At 66.3% G+C, this 16,966-nt stretch carries 14 protein-coding genes; 13 read left to right on the forward strand and 1 reads right to left on the reverse strand.

What is annotated here, in order from left to right; all coding sequences use genetic code 11:
• Positions 1–243 precede the first annotated feature (243 nt).
• From BES08_RS06365 to BES08_RS06420, 12 genes are all read left to right on the forward strand, one after another.
• On the forward strand, positions 244–2,409 hold the full coding sequence (locus tag BES08_RS06365; RefSeq protein ID WP_069707871.1) for a TonB-dependent siderophore receptor: 2,166 nt from the start codon (positions 244–246) through the stop codon (positions 2,407–2,409).
• 99 nt (positions 2,410–2,508) lie between these two features.
• The gene (locus tag BES08_RS06370; RefSeq protein WP_069709169.1) at positions 2,509–3,435 is read left to right on the forward strand and encodes a 2-hydroxyacid dehydrogenase; all 927 of its coding nucleotides are present in this window, start codon (positions 2,509–2,511) and stop codon (positions 3,433–3,435) included.
• A 234-nt stretch (positions 3,436–3,669) separates the two neighbouring features.
• Positions 3,670–4,335, forward strand: a complete 666-nt coding sequence (locus tag BES08_RS06375) for a haloacid dehalogenase type II (RefSeq protein WP_069707872.1) — start codon at positions 3,670–3,672, stop codon at positions 4,333–4,335.
• A gap of 26 nt (positions 4,336–4,361) precedes the next feature.
• Positions 4,362–5,663, forward strand: a complete 1,302-nt coding sequence (locus tag BES08_RS06380) for an NAD(P)/FAD-dependent oxidoreductase (RefSeq protein WP_069707873.1) — start codon at positions 4,362–4,364, stop codon at positions 5,661–5,663.
• Positions 5,663–7,225, forward strand: coding sequence for an ABC transporter substrate-binding protein (locus BES08_RS06385; RefSeq protein ID WP_069707874.1), 1,563 nt, complete (start codon positions 5,663–5,665; stop codon positions 7,223–7,225). The genes BES08_RS06380 and BES08_RS06385 overlap by 1 nt, the downstream gene beginning before the upstream one ends.
• On the forward strand, positions 7,222–8,217 hold the full coding sequence (locus tag BES08_RS06390; RefSeq protein WP_420873465.1) for an ABC transporter permease: 996 nt from the start codon (positions 7,222–7,224) through the stop codon (positions 8,215–8,217). Before BES08_RS06385 ends, BES08_RS06390 begins: the two co-directional genes overlap by 4 nt.
• Positions 8,214–9,044 carry an ABC transporter permease gene (locus BES08_RS06395; RefSeq protein ID WP_069707876.1) on the forward strand — a complete coding sequence of 277 codons (831 nt, stop codon included), beginning with the start codon at positions 8,214–8,216 and terminating at the stop codon, positions 9,042–9,044. The genes BES08_RS06390 and BES08_RS06395 overlap by 4 nt, the downstream gene beginning before the upstream one ends.
• Positions 9,041–10,864 (forward strand): ABC transporter ATP-binding protein, encoded by a 1,824-nt coding sequence (locus BES08_RS06400; protein ID WP_069707877.1) that lies wholly within the window; start codon positions 9,041–9,043, stop codon positions 10,862–10,864. Before BES08_RS06395 ends, BES08_RS06400 begins: the two co-directional genes overlap by 4 nt.
• A complete protein-coding gene (locus BES08_RS06405) occupies positions 10,861–11,169 on the forward strand; it encodes a (2Fe-2S)-binding protein (RefSeq protein ID WP_069707878.1) in 309 nt (102 codons plus the stop codon). Before BES08_RS06400 ends, BES08_RS06405 begins: the two co-directional genes overlap by 4 nt.
• Positions 11,169–12,569, forward strand: a complete 1,401-nt coding sequence (locus BES08_RS06410) for an FAD/NAD(P)-dependent oxidoreductase (protein WP_156799787.1) — start codon at positions 11,169–11,171, stop codon at positions 12,567–12,569. The genes BES08_RS06405 and BES08_RS06410 overlap by 1 nt, the downstream gene beginning before the upstream one ends.
• On the forward strand, positions 12,566–13,708 hold the full coding sequence (locus tag BES08_RS06415) for an NAD(P)/FAD-dependent oxidoreductase (protein WP_069707880.1): 1,143 nt from the start codon (positions 12,566–12,568) through the stop codon (positions 13,706–13,708). The genes BES08_RS06410 and BES08_RS06415 overlap by 4 nt, the downstream gene beginning before the upstream one ends.
• Before the next feature lie 122 nt (positions 13,709–13,830).
• The gene (locus BES08_RS06420) at positions 13,831–14,382 is read left to right on the forward strand and encodes a cytochrome b (protein WP_069707881.1); all 552 of its coding nucleotides are present in this window, start codon (positions 13,831–13,833) and stop codon (positions 14,380–14,382) included.
• 49 nt (positions 14,383–14,431) lie between these two features.
• Here BES08_RS06420 and BES08_RS06425 read toward each other — a convergent pair whose 3' ends face one another.
• A complete protein-coding gene (locus tag BES08_RS06425; RefSeq protein ID WP_083274742.1) occupies positions 14,432–15,907 on the reverse strand; it encodes an aldehyde dehydrogenase family protein in 1,476 nt (491 codons plus the stop codon).
• A 196-nt stretch (positions 15,908–16,103) separates the two neighbouring features.
• On the opposite strand from BES08_RS06425, the gene BES08_RS06430 reads away from it, so the two are divergent.
• Positions 16,104–16,961: a GNAT family N-acetyltransferase gene (locus tag BES08_RS06430; RefSeq protein WP_069707883.1), complete on the forward strand. Its 858-nt coding sequence runs from the start codon at positions 16,104–16,106 to the stop codon at positions 16,959–16,961.
• Positions 16,962–16,966 lie beyond the last annotated feature (5 nt).

Genomic DNA, 16,966 nt, shown 5'->3' on the forward strand with positions numbered 1-16,966 from the left:
CTCCGGCAGATCACGCGCTTAACGCGTCTCTTTCACTACATTCCACCGTGTGGCGAGCCATCTTCGAAAATATATGCTCGCCACACAGCATAGCCTGAACCCCACAAGGCGCAGATATAACCGCCTAATAAATGACGCAGGGAAACATTCGGAAAGCATCTCCGGGCAAAGCTCGACAGAAAAGATGCGCCGATTGCACCAGGAACAAAAATACAATCAGTTCCTACTCATAGGGGGCCATTCATGCATAAGCGGTCTATCATTCGAAGCACTCTGGTCGCAGGCGCATCCATTCTTTCGACCGTCATCGCGACTTCGGCTTACGCCCAATCCGCCGTGGAAGATAACAAAGCGCAAGACATCGTCGTAACCGGGCTGCGCCAGGCCTACATCGGCGACATGCCGGTCCAGGACATTCCGCAGAACATCCAGTCGATCGACGGTGCGAAGCTGCAGGGTCTGGGCCTTACCCGCCTTGACACGGCACTTGATCTTGTGAGCGGCGTGGCCCACCTGAACAACTTCGGTGGTCTGTGGGACGGGTACGCGATCCGCGGCTTTGCGGGCGACGCGAACAACGTGCCGACCGGCTTCCTTGTCAACGGCTTCAACGCGCGCGGCTTCTCCGGCCCGCGAGACGCATCGAGCGTCGAACGCATCGATGTCCTTAAGGGGTCGACGTCGGCAATGTTCGGTCGCGGCGAGCCGGGCGGCACCGTCAACATCGTGACGAAAAAACCTGAATTCACCGCCAAGGGGAATGTCCAGGTCCAAGCCGGAAGCTGGAACAACTACCGCGTCGATGCCGATTACACGACGCCGCTGTCTGATAATCTGGCCGTGCGGCTCAATGGCGCATACGAAAACTCCGACAGCTATCGCGACACAGTCCATTCCGAGAAAATCTTCATCACCCCGTCGATCCTCGCAAAGCTGGGAGATTCAACGACAGTCTCCTACGAACTGGAGTTCGCGTCACTCAAGGTGCCGTTCGATCGCGGCATTCCGATCTTCAACAACGATTTCACCCGCCTGCCCGCCTCCCGTTACCTGGGCGAGCCCGGCGATGGCCCGATGAAGGCTGACAATCTGGGGCATCAACTCCAGCTGCAGCATGATTTCAACGACAACTGGAGCATGCTGGCAGGCGTTTCCTACCGCACCACGCACCTGCGTGGTATCGGCGAAGTGCCCGAACTGGTCGCCGGCCGTCAGCCATTCCTGCAGTCCGGCGCCACCGCCGGCACGCTTCTGTCGCGCCAGCGGCGCTATCACAACTTCAAGTCCGAGAACTTCATCGCTCGCGCTGAACTGACCGGACACTTCGACGTGGCGGGTCTCGCGAACACGCTGGTGGTCGGCGCCGACTACGACTATTTCAAACTCGACCAGCTTCAGACGCGCTTCCGTCCGGCCGCCTACACCGGGCAGTCCAATGCAGCGATCAACGCGATCGACGTGTTGAACCCGGTCTACGGTGCCTATCCTTCGGTCAACGCCAGCGCTTCGCTCGTCTACGACCAGTTGGAGCAGGACTACGCCTGGGGCACCTACTTCTACGATCAGGTCGACCTCACTTCATGGCTGAAGATCCGCGCGGGCGGTCGCTACGACGAGTTCCGCCAGCACTTCCTCAAGCGCAACACCGGCGTGCTCCTGACGCAGACTGTCACCAAGTTCAGTCCCCAGGGCGGCGTGGTGCTGCAGCCGACCGACACGCTTTCGTTCTACGGCACCTACGGTCAGGGCTTCCGCCCCAACAATGGCGCCAGCGTGCAAGGCGACACTTTCCAGCCGGAGACCTCGAAGTCATACGAAGTGGGCGCGAAGTATATCTCGCCGGATAAGAAGATCACCGCCAGCGTGGCGTTGTTCAACATGAAGAAGACCAACATCCTGACCGCGGATCCAGCCAATTCGGGCTACGTCATCGCGGTGGGATCGGCCAAGAGCCGCGGCGTAGAGTTCGACCTCAATGCCCAGCTGCCTTTCGGGTTCAACCTCATGGTGGCCTACGCCTATACCGACGCGTTCTGGACCGCCGAATTCAGCGACCCGGACTTCGCCAAGCCGATCCTGCCTGGCGATCCCCTGATCGGCATTCCCAAGCATAGCGGCAATGCCATGCTGACCAAGGACTTCATGATCGGCGACGATCACAAGGCCACCATCGGCGCTGGCGTCCAGTATATCGACAAGCGCCTCGGCGAGACGGCAACGGACTATTACCTGCCTTCCGCAACGCTGGTCCGCGTGATCGGCTCGGTCGACCTCACCGATAAGATCACCGTCAGCGGCAACATCGACAACCTGTTCAACAAGCGCTGGTTTGCAAACTCCTACTCGGCGCTCTGGACTTATCCCGGCGCGCCGCGCAGCTTCTCGGTTCGCGCGAACTATCGCTTCTAGGGATCAACCTGACCCATCCTGTCCGCCATCGACCCCGGCGACCAGGTTACGGCGTGGGAGCTCCAGCGCTCCCACGCCGGCTCTTTTGGAGCAATGGACATGACCTTTCAGTTTCTCGGCATGCCCGAGCGTGCAGCCGCAATGCGGGCGGTATTCGCGGCGGAAGCGCCGGAAATCGCGTTCCACGATCGCGACGATGACATCGATCCGGCCGACGTACGCTACCTCGCCACCTGGACACCGCCGGCTGACATGGCTCGACGTTATTCCAGCCTCGAACTGCTGTTCTCGACAGGAGCGGGCGTCGATCAGTTCGATCTCGCGCTTATCCCCTCACAGGTCGCGCTCGTCCGGCTGGTGGAACGCAATCTCATTGCCGGCATGGTCGAGTACGCCAGCGGGGCCGTGCTTGCACTCCATCGCGACTTCATCGCGTACAGCGCCGCACAGAAACGCGGCGAATGGCGCGAGCGCCCCGTGCTTGCCGCCACACAGCGGCGCGTCGGCGTGCTGGGCGCGGGCGAACTTGGACGAGCCGTCCTGGCGGCTCTTCGCCCTTACGACTTTCAGCTAGCTGCATGGAGCCGAAGCCCACGCTCGATCGATGGCGTAACGCACTACTACGGTAGTGACGGTCTCGATGCGATGCTGGGGGCGACTGATATCCTGGTTTGCCTCCTTCCGCTCACGCCCGACACGCACGGCATTTTATGCCACAGCCTGTTCGAAAAACTGCCCCAAGGTGCCTCGCTGCTCAATGTCGGCAGGGGCCGCCACCTAGTGGAGCACGATTTGCTGTCGGCAATCGAGGCAGGCCGGATTTCGCAAGCGATCCTCGATGTCGTCGATCCAGAGCCGCTGTCGCCGGGCCACCCGTTCTGGACCAATCCAAACATCCTGGTGACGCCGCATATTGCCAGTGTTACCGAGCCTGTCGGCGCTGCCCGGGCAATTATCGCCAATATCCGACGGCACCGAGACGGCGAGGCACCTGATGGCCTGGTCCGGCGCGAAGCGGGATACTGAAGACGCGAAACATAATGCTGCCGCCATGTCGCCAAACTCGGTATGCTGCGCAGCAATATATGCGGCCGAGGCATCGCTGGACGGCACAGCACGCTATGCCGAAAGATGGTGGAAATGACATGTGATCCTCCGCCCGCCCCCTACATATCGGGGCAAACTTCCGCCGCCTACGTGCGGTAATCATCCCGTCAAATCCGGCCCTTCCAGCCGACCGTTCACAAAGGGAAAACTTGGATGACCTTCCGCCCCAAATACATCAGCTTCGACTGCTACGGCACGCTGACGCGCTTCCACATGTCCGACATGGCGCGCGAGTTCTTCAAGGACCTGATCCCCGCCGAGAAGATGGACGACTTCCTCGTCGACTGGGCGCGCTACCGCCTCGACGAAGTGCTGGGCAACTGGCAGCCCTATCAGGACGTGATCGCCAACTCGGTGGAGCGGACCTGCAAGAAGTGGGGCATCCCCTTCGACGTCGCCTTCCCCACCGCCGTCTACGAAGCTGTGCCGACCTGGGGCCCGCACGCCGACGTTCCCGGTGGCCTTTCGCCGATCGGTGACAAGATCCCGCTGGTGATCCTCTCGAACGCCAGCAATTCGCAGATCCAGTCGAACGTCGACAAGCTGGGCGCACCGTTCCACGCTGTCTACACCGCCGAGATGGCGCAGGCCTACAAGCCGCGCATGCAGGCGTTCGAATACATGTTCGACCAGCTCGGCTGCGGCCCGGAAGAGATGATGCACGTCTCCTCCAGCTTCCGCTACGACCACAACACCGCCAAGGACCTGCGCTTCGGCTGCCAGGTGTTCGTCGGCCGTGGCCATGAGCCGTCGAGCCCGTTCTACCGCGACATCGAGATCCCGCACATCGGCTGCTTGCCCGCCGTCGTCGGCCTCTGATCTCTCGCACGCAAGGACGCCCGCCGATGCACCAGCCCAGTCCGCAGTCCTACTGGCTCGCTTCTGCTCCTGCCTTCACCGGCGCGGCGGAAGGCGGACCGGAAGGCCATGTCGACGTGGCGGTCATCGGCGGCGGTTTCACCGGCCTCTCGGCCGCGCTGGCGCTGCGCGACAAGGGCGCGTCAGTTGCAGTGCTGGAGGCCGGACAGGTCATCGGCGAGGCTTCAGGGCGCAACGGCGGCCAGTGCAACAACGGCACCCACCAGGACTACGGCGCCCTCGTCGCCTCGCTGGGGCGCGAGACCGCGCAGGCGTTCTACCGCGCCCATGTCGAGGCGGTGGACCGGGTCGAGGCGCTGGTGCAGGCTCACGGCATCGACTGCGGTTTCCGCCGCTGCGGCCGCCTGAAACTCGCCGCCAAACCCGAGCATTTCGACAAGATCGCCAGGGCCTACGAACTGCTCAAGGCCGAAGTGGACCCCAACGTCGAACTAATCGCGCCGGAGCGCATCGCGGGCGAAGTCGGCTCCGACAAATTCTACGGTGGCCTGCTGCAGACCACCAGCGCCCAGCTCCACCCCGGCCGCTTCGGCATCGGACTGGCTGAGGCCGCAGCTGCCAAGGGCGCGCGCATCCACGAGAATGCCGCCGTCACCGGCCTCATGCGCGGCAGCGACGGACGCTGGACGCTGACGACGCCGCGCGGCGCCCTTACCGCGTCGCAAGTGTTGGTAGCGACCGGCGGGGCGCCTATACAGAAGCCCTTCAAGTGGTTCCAGCGCCGCCTCGTCGCGGTGGGCAGCTTCATCATCGCCACCGAGCCGCTCGACCCCGCGCTGATCGCCCGGCTGTTCCCGAATGGCCGCAACTACGTGACGAGCCGGGTCATCGGCAATTTCTTCCGGCTTGCCCCCGACAACCGCCTGATCTTCGGCGGGCGCGCCCGCTTCGCCATCTCGGACGCGAAATCCGACGTGAAGAGCGGCGCGATCCTGATCGATGCCATGCGCCGCATGTTCCCCGAACTGGCGGGCGTGCGCGTCGATCACGTGTGGGGCGGCATGGTCGATCTCACCGCCGACCGCCTGCCCCGCGCGGGCGAGCGCGCCGACGACCGACGGGGATTATTCTACGCCATGGGCTACAGCGGCCACGGCGTGCAGATGTCGGTGATGATGGGCCAGCAGATGGTCCGCTACATGGACGGGGATATCGCCGCGAACCCGTGGGAGCATCTCGACTGGCCCGCCATCCCCGGCCACCTCGGCAAACCCTGGTTCCTGCCCGCCGTCGGCCTCTGGTACAAGTTACAGGACATCCTGCACTGATGAGCGAGCACCTCTCCTTATCCCGTCGCGGCCTGCTCGGCACCGCGCTTGGCGCCGGGTTCGTCGCGACGGCGGGCGGCATCCTCCTGCCCGAGGGGAGCGATGCCGCCCAGACCGCAAGGCCCCGGCCCGGCGGCAGCATCCGGGCCGCCTGCATGTCGCTGTCAACCGCCGACACGCTCGATCCGGCCAAGGGCTCGCTCTCCAGCGACTATGTGCGCCATTTCATGCTCTACAACTGCCTGACCGAGCTGGACCGTGCGCAGCGCGCGATCCCCTCGCTGGCGCAGAGCCTGACCAGCACCGACCAGCGCGTATGGCACATCGCACTGCGCAAGGGCGTGATCTTCCACGACGGCAAGAGCCTGACCTCGGCGGACGTCGTCTATTCGCTGCGGCGCCACAAGGATCCGGCCACCGGATCGAAGCTCGCCGCCATCGCCGAGCAATTCGAGAGCATCCGCGCCGACGGTCCGCTCGGCGTGGTGCTGGAACTTTCGGGGCCCAACGCGGACCTTCCGGTGATGCTCGCTCAGTCGCACTTCGCGATCGTGCCGAACGGCGAGAAGCGCTTTACCAGCGGCAACGGCACCGGCCCTTACCGCCTCGCCGCCTTCACCCCGGGCGTGCGCACGGTCGGCAAGCGCAATGCCGATTACTGGAAGCCGGGCAAGCCGCATCTCGACGAGATCGAGATCATCGGCATTCCCGACGAAGTCAGCCGCGTCAACGCGCTGCTTTCGGGCGACGTGCACATGGTGCTGGCGGTCAACCCGCGCTCCACCCGGCGGATCGCCGCATCGCGCCGGCACATCGTGCGCGAGACGCCCTCGGCGCTCTACACCAACCTCATCATGCGGCAGGACCAGCTGCCCACGTCCAACATCCACTTCGTGCTGGGCATGAAGTACCTGATGGACCGTCAGCTCATCAAGCGGGCGCTGTTCCGCAACTATGCGACGATCGCCAACGATCATCCGATCCCGCCGTTCCACCCCTATTTCCGCAAGGATCTGCCGCAGACGGTGATGGATCTGGACAAGGCGCGGTGGCACTTCCAGCGGTCCGGCATCGGCCAGACGCGCCTGCCGATCTTCGCCTCGCCCGCCGCCGAAGGATCGGTGGACATGGCGTCGATCGTGCAGGAATACAGCGCGCGCGTGGGGCTCAACGTGGCGGTCAACCGGGTGCCCGCAGACGGTTACTGGTCCACCCACTGGATGAAGCACCCGCTCGGCTTCGGCAATACCAACCCGCGCCCCACGGCGGACCTGACCTTCAGCCTGTTCTACAAGTCGGACGCCGACTGGAACGAGAGCGGCTGGAAGAACCCGAAGTTTGACGGCCTGCTGCTCGAAGCCCGCTCCGAAGGCGATGACGCTCGGCGCAAGCAACTCTACGGCGAGATGCAGGGGCTGGTGCGTGACCATTGCGGGGTAAGCATCCCCGTCTTCATCAGCCTGCTCGATGGCTACGACCGGCGGCTCAAGGGCTGGTATCCAGTGCCGCTGGGCGGCTTCATGGGCTACGGTTTCGCCGAGCATCTGTGGTGGGAGGACTGATCGCGATGGCTTCCCTTTCTCCTGATCGCAGCAAGGCGCGCGCGAAGCTGCTGCGCATGATCGCCGGGCGCATCGGCGTGGCGGTGCTGACGCTGCTGCTCGTCTCGCTGATCGTCTTCACCATTAGCGCCCTCCTTCCCGGCGATGCCGCGCAGGAAGCGCTGGGCCAGAGCGCGACACCCGCGCAAGTCGAGGCGCTGCGCCATGAAATGGGCCTCGATCGCCCCGCCTACGTGCGCTTCGGCACGTGGCTGGCGGCCCTTGCCGGGGGAGATGCGGGCACCTCGCTGGTCGGCAACATGCCGGTGGCGGACCTCATCGGCGAGCGCCTGCCCAACTCGCTGCTGCTGGCCGCGCTGACCACGCTCGTCGCCGTGCCGCTGGCGCTGACGATCGGCATCGCCTGCGCGGTGAACCGGGGCGGAAGGCTGGACCGCGCGCTCAACCTCGCGACGCTGGGCATGGTGGCGCTACCCGAGTTTCTCGTCGCGACGCTGGCGGTGCTGGTGTTCTCGGTGAAGCTGCGTTGGCTGCCCTCGATCGCGCTGCTGCCCAAGGACGCGGGTTGGGGTGAGATCCTGCTGAACCTCGCCATGCCGATCGGTTCGCTGTGCGTCGTCGTCGTCGCCCAGATGGCGCGCATGACCCGCGCCGCCGTGATCGACCAGCTCGATCGGCCCTACGTGGAAATGGCGCTGCTCAAGGGCGTGAAGCCCAGCCGCATCGTCATCGGCCACGTCCTGCCCAACGCCATCGGCCCGATCGTCAACGCCTGTGCGCTCAGCCTGTCCTACCTTTTGGGCGGGGCCATCATCGTCGAGACGATCTTCAACTACCCCGGCCTTGCCAGCCTGATGGTCAACGCCGTGACCAGCCGGGACATGCCGCTGCTGCAGGCCTGCGCGATGATCTTCTGCACGGTCTACCTTCTCCTGATGCTGATCGCGGACGTGACCGCGATCCTCGCCAACCCGAGGCTGCGAAACGCATGAGCACGCTGAAACCGATGCGCCTGATCCGCCGTCTGCCGTTCTCGGGCAAGCTGGGCCTCACTGTGGTCGCACTGTGGATCGTCGTGGCGCTGTTCGGTCCCCTTGTGGCGCCCTATCCGATCGGCGCTTTCGTCGACCAAAACGTGTTCAGCGGTGTGTCGAGCCGGTTCCTGCTGGGCAGCGACTACCTTGGCCGCGACGTGCTGAGCCGCCTGCTTTCGGCAGGCCGCTATACTGTGGGCCTCGGCGCCGCTGCCGCGCTGCTCGCATGCACCGTGGGCACCAGCCTCGCGCTGATGGCGGCGGTCGGCAAGCGCTGGCTGGATGAGGCGCTGTCGCGCTTCATGGACACGGTGATCTCGATTCCTTCCAAGATCCTGGCGCTGGTGATGGTCGCCGCCTTCGGTTCCTCGCTGGGCCTGCTACTGCTGATCGCCGGGCTAACTTATGTGCCGGGCAACTACCGCATCGCCCGTTCGCTGGCGGTCAACATCAACCAGATGGATTACGTGACGGTCGCCCGCGCGCGCGGCGAAGGCCCCATGTACATCGCCTTTCGCGAAATCCTGCCGAACATGATCCACCCGCTGCTCGCCGATTTCGGGCTGCGCTTCGTGTTCATCGTGCTGCTGCTTTCGGCTCTGAGCTTCCTCGGCCTCGGCGTGCAGCCGCCTGATGCCGACCTTGGCTCGCTGGTGCGCGAGAACATCTCCGGCATCGCCGACGGCGCGCCCGCGATTCTGATGCCCGCGCTCGCCATCGCCACGCTGACGGTGGGGGTGAACCTGCTGATCGACGCCCTGCCCAAAGCCGGAGGCCGCGCATGACCGCTCACGTCACCGTTTCCAACCTCCAGATCAGCGCCCGCAATCCCGAGGGGCAGGAAATCGTCATCGTCGACGATGTCAGCTTCGCGGTCCCTCGCGGGCAGGTGCTGGCGCTGATCGGCGAATCCGGTTCGGGCAAGACCACCATCGCGCTCTCGCTACTGGGCCATGTGCGCCCCGGCGCCTGGATCAGCGGCGGCACCATCCGCGTCGGCGATGCGGAGCTCACTTCGCTGGCCGAACCGCAGCTGCGCACCCTGCGCGGCAACCGCATCAGCTACGTCGCGCAGAGCGCCGCGTCAGCCTTCAATCCCTCGCGCACGATCATGGATCAGGTCATCGAGCCGGTGCTCGCCCACGGCCTGACCACGCGCGCGGTAGCGCAGGCCAAAGCGATCGGGCTGTTCCGCGCGCTCGGCCTGCCCTCGCCCGACTCCATCGGCGATCGCTATGCCCACCAGCTTTCGGGCGGACAACTCCAGCGCCTGATGGCGGCGATGGCGCTCATCACCGATCCCGAACTGGTGATCCTCGACGAGCCGACCACCGCGCTCGACGTGACGACCCAGATCGGCGTGCTGCAAGCCTTCCGCAACGTGGTGCGCGATCTCGGCACCACGGCGGTCTACGTCAGCCACGACCTTGCCGTCGTCGCCCAGATGGCGGACCGGGTGGTGGTGCTGAACAAGGGACAGGTACGCGAGAACGGCCCGATCCGCCAGATCCTCGACGATCCGGCCGATGATTACACCCGCACCCTGATGGCCGCCGCGCACCCTGCGGTACATGGCGAAGACTGCGCGCGGCCGACGCCCACACCGCTCCTCGAAGTGCGCGGCCTCACCGCCGGATACGGCCGCGTCGACCGCGCCGGAAACCCCGCGATCCCCGTCCTGCGCGACGTGTCGCTGACCCTACAGCGCGGCGAGATCCTCGGCGTCATCGGTGAGTCCGGTTCGGGCAAGTCCACCCTTGCCCGCGTCATCGCCGGGCTGCTGCCCCCGGCGCGCGGCGAAGTGCTGCTCGACGGCGGCGCGCTGCCCGCCGGGCTGGACCAGCGATCCAAGGAAGTGTTCTGCCGCATCCAGATCGTGTTCCAGAACGCCGACGTGGCGTTGAATCCCGCGCATACCGTGGGCCAGATCCTCAGGCGCCCGCTGGCCTTCTATCACCGCCTAAACGGGGCCGAGGCGGACGAGCGCGTCGGCCAACTGCTAGACCGGATCAAGCTGCCGCGCTCGATCGCCGATCGCCGCTGCACCGAGCTTTCGGGCGGGCAGAAGCAACGCGTCAACCTCGCCCGCGCGCTGGCCGCCGATCCCGAGGTGATCCTGTGCGACGAGGTGACCTCCGCGCTCGACACCGTCGTCGGGGCGGCGATCCTCGACCTGCTGGCCGAACTGCGCCGCGATCTGGGTATCGCCATGATCTTCATCAGCCACGACATCTCGACCGTGCGCGCGATCTGCGACGATGTGATGGTGCTCTACCTCGGCGATGTCGCCGATCAGGGACCGCGCAGCGCCTTCGAGAAACAGCCCTATCACCCCTATACCGACATGCTGATCGGCTCGGTGCCGCAGATGTATCCGGGCTGGCTGCCCGAACTGGGCGCCGCGCCCGCGCTTCCCGCGATCCGGCCCGATGCCGACACCGCCGCGCTCTGCCGCTTCCTGCCGCGCTGCGGCCAGCGCGTGGCCGGACGCTGCGATACGCACTACCCGCCCCGGCAGGTCCTGTCCGGCGGCAATGCCGTGCTGTGCCATCTGGACGAAGTCGCGCTCACCCTCGGCCAACGCCAGCCCGAGGCAGTGGCATGACCGCGCGCTTCCACCGCCTCGCCGAGCGTGATCGGCCGACCCTCACCTTCACGCTAGATGGCATGCTGGTGGAGGCGCTGGAGGGCGATACGCTGATGGTGGCGGTACTGACCAACGGAGGCCGCCTGCGCCAGTCCGAATTCGGCGACGGCGCCCGCTCGGGCTTCTGTCTGATGGCTGCGTGCCAGGACTGCTGGGTCTGGACCGAGGACGGTACGAAGCTGCGCGCCTGCTCGACCGTTGCGATAGAGGGCCTGAAACTGAACACCCGCGAGCCGGAGGCGACATGGGCCACAATCCCTTAATGACCGGGCATCGCGTGATCGTTGTCGGCGCGGGCCCCGCAGGCGTGCGCGCCGCGCAGGCGCTGGTCGAAGCGGGCCTGCGCCCCATCGTCATCGACGAAGGCCGCCGCGCAGGCGGGCAAATATACCGCCGCCAGCCGGACAACTTCACCCGTTCGCACGAAGCGCTTTACGGCACCGAGGCCGCGCGGGCACGGGCGATCCACGAGACCTTCGACGGCCTCGCCGCGCAGATCGACTATCGCCCCGAAACGCTGGTCTGGCACATCGCGGACGGGCATGTCTGGACGCTCGATGGCGAAGGGCAGCACCGTTCGGAACCCTACGATGCGCTGATCCTGTGCACCGGCGCGACCGACCGCGTCATGCCGGTCAAGGGCTGGAACCGCGCGGGCACTTACAGCCTCGGCGCCGCGCAGATCGCGCTCAAGGCACAGGCCTGCGCGATCGGCAGCGAAGTGGTATTCCTCGGCTCCGGGCCGCTGCTCTACCTCGTTGCCTCGCAATATGCGAAGGCCGGCGCGAACGTCGTCGCCGTGCTCGATACCGCGCCCTTCGCGGCCCGCATCCCGGCGCTGCCCAGGCTGCTGTCTCAGCCCGGCGTGCTGTGGAACGGCGTGATCCTGACCCGCGCGCTCAAGCGGGCGGGCGTGGCGGTGCATCACGGCGTCACCCCGGTCGCAATCACCGGCGATGCGCAGGACGGCGTGGACGGCATCGTCGTGCGCATGGCCGATGGATCGCAGCGCCGCTTTGCCTGCAACGCGGTAGGCATGGGCCATCACCTGCGGCCCGAGACCCAGCTTGCCGACCTTGCCCGCTGCGAGTTCGCTTTCGATCCCGCCGTGCGCCAGTGGCTGCCGCTGCGCGACGGCGAAGGCCGCTCCTCGATGCCGGGGGTGTACCTTGGCGGCGACGGTGCGCGCATTCTCGGTGCACGGTCCGCCGAAGCGAGCGGGCGGCTTGCCGCCCTCACCGCGCTGGCCGATCTGGGGCATTCTGTCTCCGGCGGCGAGCAGAGCGGTCTGCGCAAGGCCATCGCCGGATACGCGCGCTTCGCGGCGGGATTGGCGCAGGCCTTTCCATGGCCGGTCGAACAGGCCGCCGCCCTGCCCGACGACGCGGTCGTCTGCCGCTGCGAAAGCGTCACAGCGGGCGAACTGCGCGCCGTCGTCAACGAAGGCGGCGCGCGCGAAGCCAACCGCGCCAAGGCGCTCAGCCGGGTCGGCATGGGCCGGTGCCAGGGTCGCTATTGCGGCCTCGCCGCCGCCGAAGTGATCGCCGCCGAAGCGCGCGTGCCCATCGAGACGGTCGGGCGCCTGCGCGGCGCCGCGCCGGTCAAACCGCTCGTCGCGGGCACTGCGGGCATCCCCTGCGCGCCGCAGGAGACCGGAGCATGAGCGCCGCACGTTCGGACGTCCTCATCATCGGCGGCGGCATCATGGGCTGCGCCAGCGCGCTGTTCCTGCACCAGCGCGGCCAGTCGGTGACGCTGCTGGAAACCGACCTCGTCGGGCGGCAGGCCAGCGGCACCAACTTCGGCAACGTGCGCAGGCAGGGGCGGCCACTGTACCAGCTCCCGCTCGCCAACCGCTCGATCGCGATCTGGCGGCAGGCGCGCGAGCTGCTCGGCACCGACATCGAGTACCTGCAGCGCGGCCACATGCGCGTCGCCTATCGCGACCGGCCCGATGCCGCCGAGCGGATGGAGGCCTATGCCGCCGACGCCGCGCACTACGACCTCGATCTGGAGATGCTCAGCGGCAACGTGCTGCGCGACCGCTTCCCGTGGATGGGCCCCGACGTCCTGGCGGCCTCGCTTTCGGCGCAGTGCGGCCACGCGAACCCGCGCCTGACCGGCCCCGCCTTCGCGCGCGCGGCGGTGAAGCTCGGCGCCGTAATCCACGAGAACTGCAAGGCCACCACCGCCCTGCGCGACGGCAACGAATTCCACGTCGTCGCCGCCGACGGCCGCGAATTCCGCGCGCCGGTGCTGCTCGTGACCGCTGGCGCATGGGCCAAGGCCTTCGTGGAAGGCTTCGGCGAGACGGTGCCGCTGACCTCGCGCGGGCCTAACATGTGCGTCACCGAACCGCTGCCTTACGCGATCGGACCTTCGGTGGGAGTTTCCACGCCCGAGACGTTCGAGTCGGTCTATTTCCGGCAGGTCGGGCGCGGGAATCTGGTGATCGGCGGCAGCACGCAGAACCAGACCTACCCCGAAGACTACCGCGTCTACGTGAAGCCGGAGAACTGCATCGGCCAGTGGCAGCAGATCCAGCGTCTGATCCCGGCGGTCAGGAACCTCGCGATCATCCGCACCTGGAGCGGCATCGAAAGCTACCTGCCCGACGACCAGCCGGTGATGGGCCCGAGCGCCGGCGTAGACGGCCTGTTCTACGCCTTCGGCTTCTGCGGTGCGGGCTTTCAGCTGGGCCCGGGCGTGGGCGAGACGATGGCCGAACTGATCGCCACCGGCAGCACCGACATCGACCTGTCGCCCTACAGGATCGACCGCTTCGCTGCGGCTTCGGAATGACACCGCGGCCGATGCTCCGGCGATACGCGCCGCATTGAACCCGAAGTGCGGATGATCGGCCTTTGGCGGTGGCCCCGCCGGCCATCCGCGCGAAGCCCCGGTTGCGCTTGAGTAGGACTATCATGCGTCGCGACACGCCCCTCGCCTATGGCTTTGTCACTCGGGTGTTCCACTGGACCATGGCCTGCCTCATCGGCTGGCAATTCATGGTCGCGTCGGGGTGGAGGGTGTTCGGCGACAGCGCCGTCATGAAGACCGTGTCGTTGCTGGGACCTTCCCATCGCGCCGCAGGCGCGCTGCTTCTCGCGCTGGTCGTTCCGCGTGCGATGTGGGCTTTCAGGAACCGCTGCCAGCGTCCGGTCGATCATGGCGTGCCCGGCACATCGGCACGCATCGTTCATGTGATGATCTACCTGCTGCTCTTCATCGTGCCCGGGCTTGCGCTTGCGCGGACTTACGCGAACGGCAAGGGCTTCGATTTGTGGGGACTGCGGCTTGTCCCAGGGGCCGGGCACAGGATCGAATGGCTGACCGGGATGGCCGATCTCCTGCACGCTCCGCTCGCATGGGGCTTTGCCGTGCTGGTCACGGGGCATGTGGTGATGGCCGTGGTACACACCGCAGTGCTGCGTGACGGGCTGCTTCGCCGCATGATCGGGACACCGCAGGGCTGATCCCGATCATGAGGTACGCGATTTCAAGGCAAAGGCAGGAAAGCGCCGATCACAACTGGATCAGCGCCGCCTTGGTCTTCAGGCTCGCCATGTAGGCCTCGCGCCCCAGATCCTTGCCGATGCCGGACTGCTTGAAGCCGCCGGTCGGCAGCATGAAGTCGTTGCTGCGGCCGTAGCGGTTCACCCAGACGGTGCCCGCCTCCAGCGCCCGCGTAGCGCGCAGGGCGCGATTGAGGTCGCCGGTGTGGACGCCGGCGGCAAGGCCGTACGGGCTGTCGTTGGCCAGCGCATAAGCCTCTTCCTCGTCGGCGAAGGTCTGGACGGTCAGAACCGGGCCGAAGATTTCGCCGCGCACCGCTTCGGCGTCCTGACCCAGTCCGGTCAGGATGGTAGGCGCATAGTAGCTGCCCTCCTGCGGCGCGGCGGCGCGGCTGCCGCCGGTCAGGGCCTCGCCCCCGGCCGCGATCGCGCGCGAGACGATGCCGTCGATCTGGCCTAGCTGCTTTTCCGAAATGATCGGCCCGATCGTCGTCGCCGCGCTCCAGGTCTGGCCCTGCGTGTGCGCCTCGACGGCGGCTTTGATCCGGTCGACCACCTCGTTCGCGACCTTGTCCTGCACCAGCAGACGCGATCCCGCGACGCAGACCTGCCCGCTGTTGAGCGTGATCGCGCGCGCCACGGTGGCGGCGGTGGCGGCGATGTCGTTGGCATCGGCGAAGACGATCTGCGGGCTCTTGCCGCCCAGTTCCAGCGTCACCGGCTTGGGACCGGTCTGCGCGCAGGCTTCCATGATCGCGATGCCAGTGCGGGTCGATCCGGTGAAGCTGACCTTGGACACCAGCGGATGACGGCACAGCGGATCGCCGACGCTCAGCCCATCGCCCTGCACCACGTTGAACACGCCCGCCGGAAGTCCCGCCTCAATGGCGAGTTCGGCGATGCGCACGATGCTGAAGGGCGTCATTTCCGACGGCTTGAGCACCACCGAATTGCCCGCCGCGATGGCCGGGGCGATCTTCCACGCCGCCATCACCAGCGGCAGGTTCCACGGCGCGATAGCGGCCACGACGCCGTAAGGCTCAGTGATCGTCATGCCAAGCTTGTCGGGCGTGGTGGCGATCACCTCGCCCCCGGCCTTGTCCGCGAATTCGGCGAAGAAGCGCAGGGTTTCTGCGGTATAGCTCACGTCCCAGGCCAGCACTTCGGCGATGGTACGGGTCGATCCCAGCGCTTCGAGCGGGGCCAGCAGCGCCATGTCCGTCTCGATGAGATCGGCCCAGCGGCGCATCACTTTCATGCGCGCACGCGGGTCGGTGGCGGCCCAGCCGCTGGTCCTGTAGGCACGCGCAGCATCTTCTACCGCCGCCTCGACCTGCCCGGCCGAAGCACTGTCGAGCGCGGCATAGACGCGCGCGTCGGAGGGGCGGCGCACTTCCATCGGCGTGCCCTGACCCAGCGCGCGGCGGCCGCCGATGAAGTTGTTCTGGACCTCTATGCCGATCGTGTCAGGATCAAAGCTGCTCATCGCGCGCTCCTTCGTTGCTATGTGCATCAACTAGGAGCGCAGCGGCGGCATTTATCGTCCCAGGCCCGGCACCTCCGCCATATTCTTCCGAAATAAATCGGAAGGCGGCACCTTATTCCAGACGGACGATTCTACATCCCGGTCATGATCCCCCCTCCCCGCTTGAGGAGGCGTCAGCCGAAGTGGAGATTAGACGATGGCAACACGGGTGAAGAAGTCGATCCAGATACGCGCCTTGACGCCGGACGACCTTCCGCTCGCCCACGGCCTGTCGCGCGAGCAACAGTGGCCGCACCGGGAACGCGACTGGGCGCGCATGCTGGAGATGGGCGACGGCATCATCGCCACGAGCGACGACGGCGTGGTAGGCACGACGATGTGGTGGCCGCAGGGTGACGATCACGCGACGATCGGCATGGTCATCGTCTCCGGCGCGGCGCAGGGCATGGGCGTGGGGCGCCAGTTGATGGAAGCCGCGATCGAGAGGCTAGGCGACCGCAGCCTGATCCTGAACGCCACCAATGAGGGCCTAAACCTATACAGAAGCCTTGGCTTCGAGGCCTTCGGCTCGATCTACCAGCATCAGGGCGCGGCGTTCTCCGTGCCCATCCCCGAACTGATCCCCAACGAGCGCGTCGCGCCGCTGAAAGTGGGCGAGTGGCCCGATATCGTCAAGCTCGACCGTGAGGCGACCGGCATCGATCGCGCCCATATCATCAGCTACCTGTGCGAATATGCCCACGGCGTCGTGCTCAACCGCGATGGCGAGCAGGCAGGCTATGCCTTCTTTCGCCGTTTCGGGCGCGGGTACTCGATCGGGCCGGTTGTGGCGCCGGATATCGGCGGGGCGAAGGCGCTGATCTCGCACTGGCTGGGTTCCAACGCCGGCATGTTCTGCCGTCTCGACATTCCCGATGACTCCGGCCTGGCAGGCTGGCTCGACGACCTTGGCCTGCCCTGTGTCGGCCGGGTGACGCGCATGTGCAGGGGCACGCCGCCCAAGTCTGGCACGGCGAGCAGCCCCTTCGCGATCATCAGCCAGGCGCTGGGCTGAACTGA

Origin of the sequence: Novosphingobium resinovorum (assembly GCF_001742225.1) — a bacterium.
GTDB lineage: Bacteria > Pseudomonadota > Alphaproteobacteria > Sphingomonadales > Sphingomonadaceae > Novosphingobium > Novosphingobium resinovorum_A.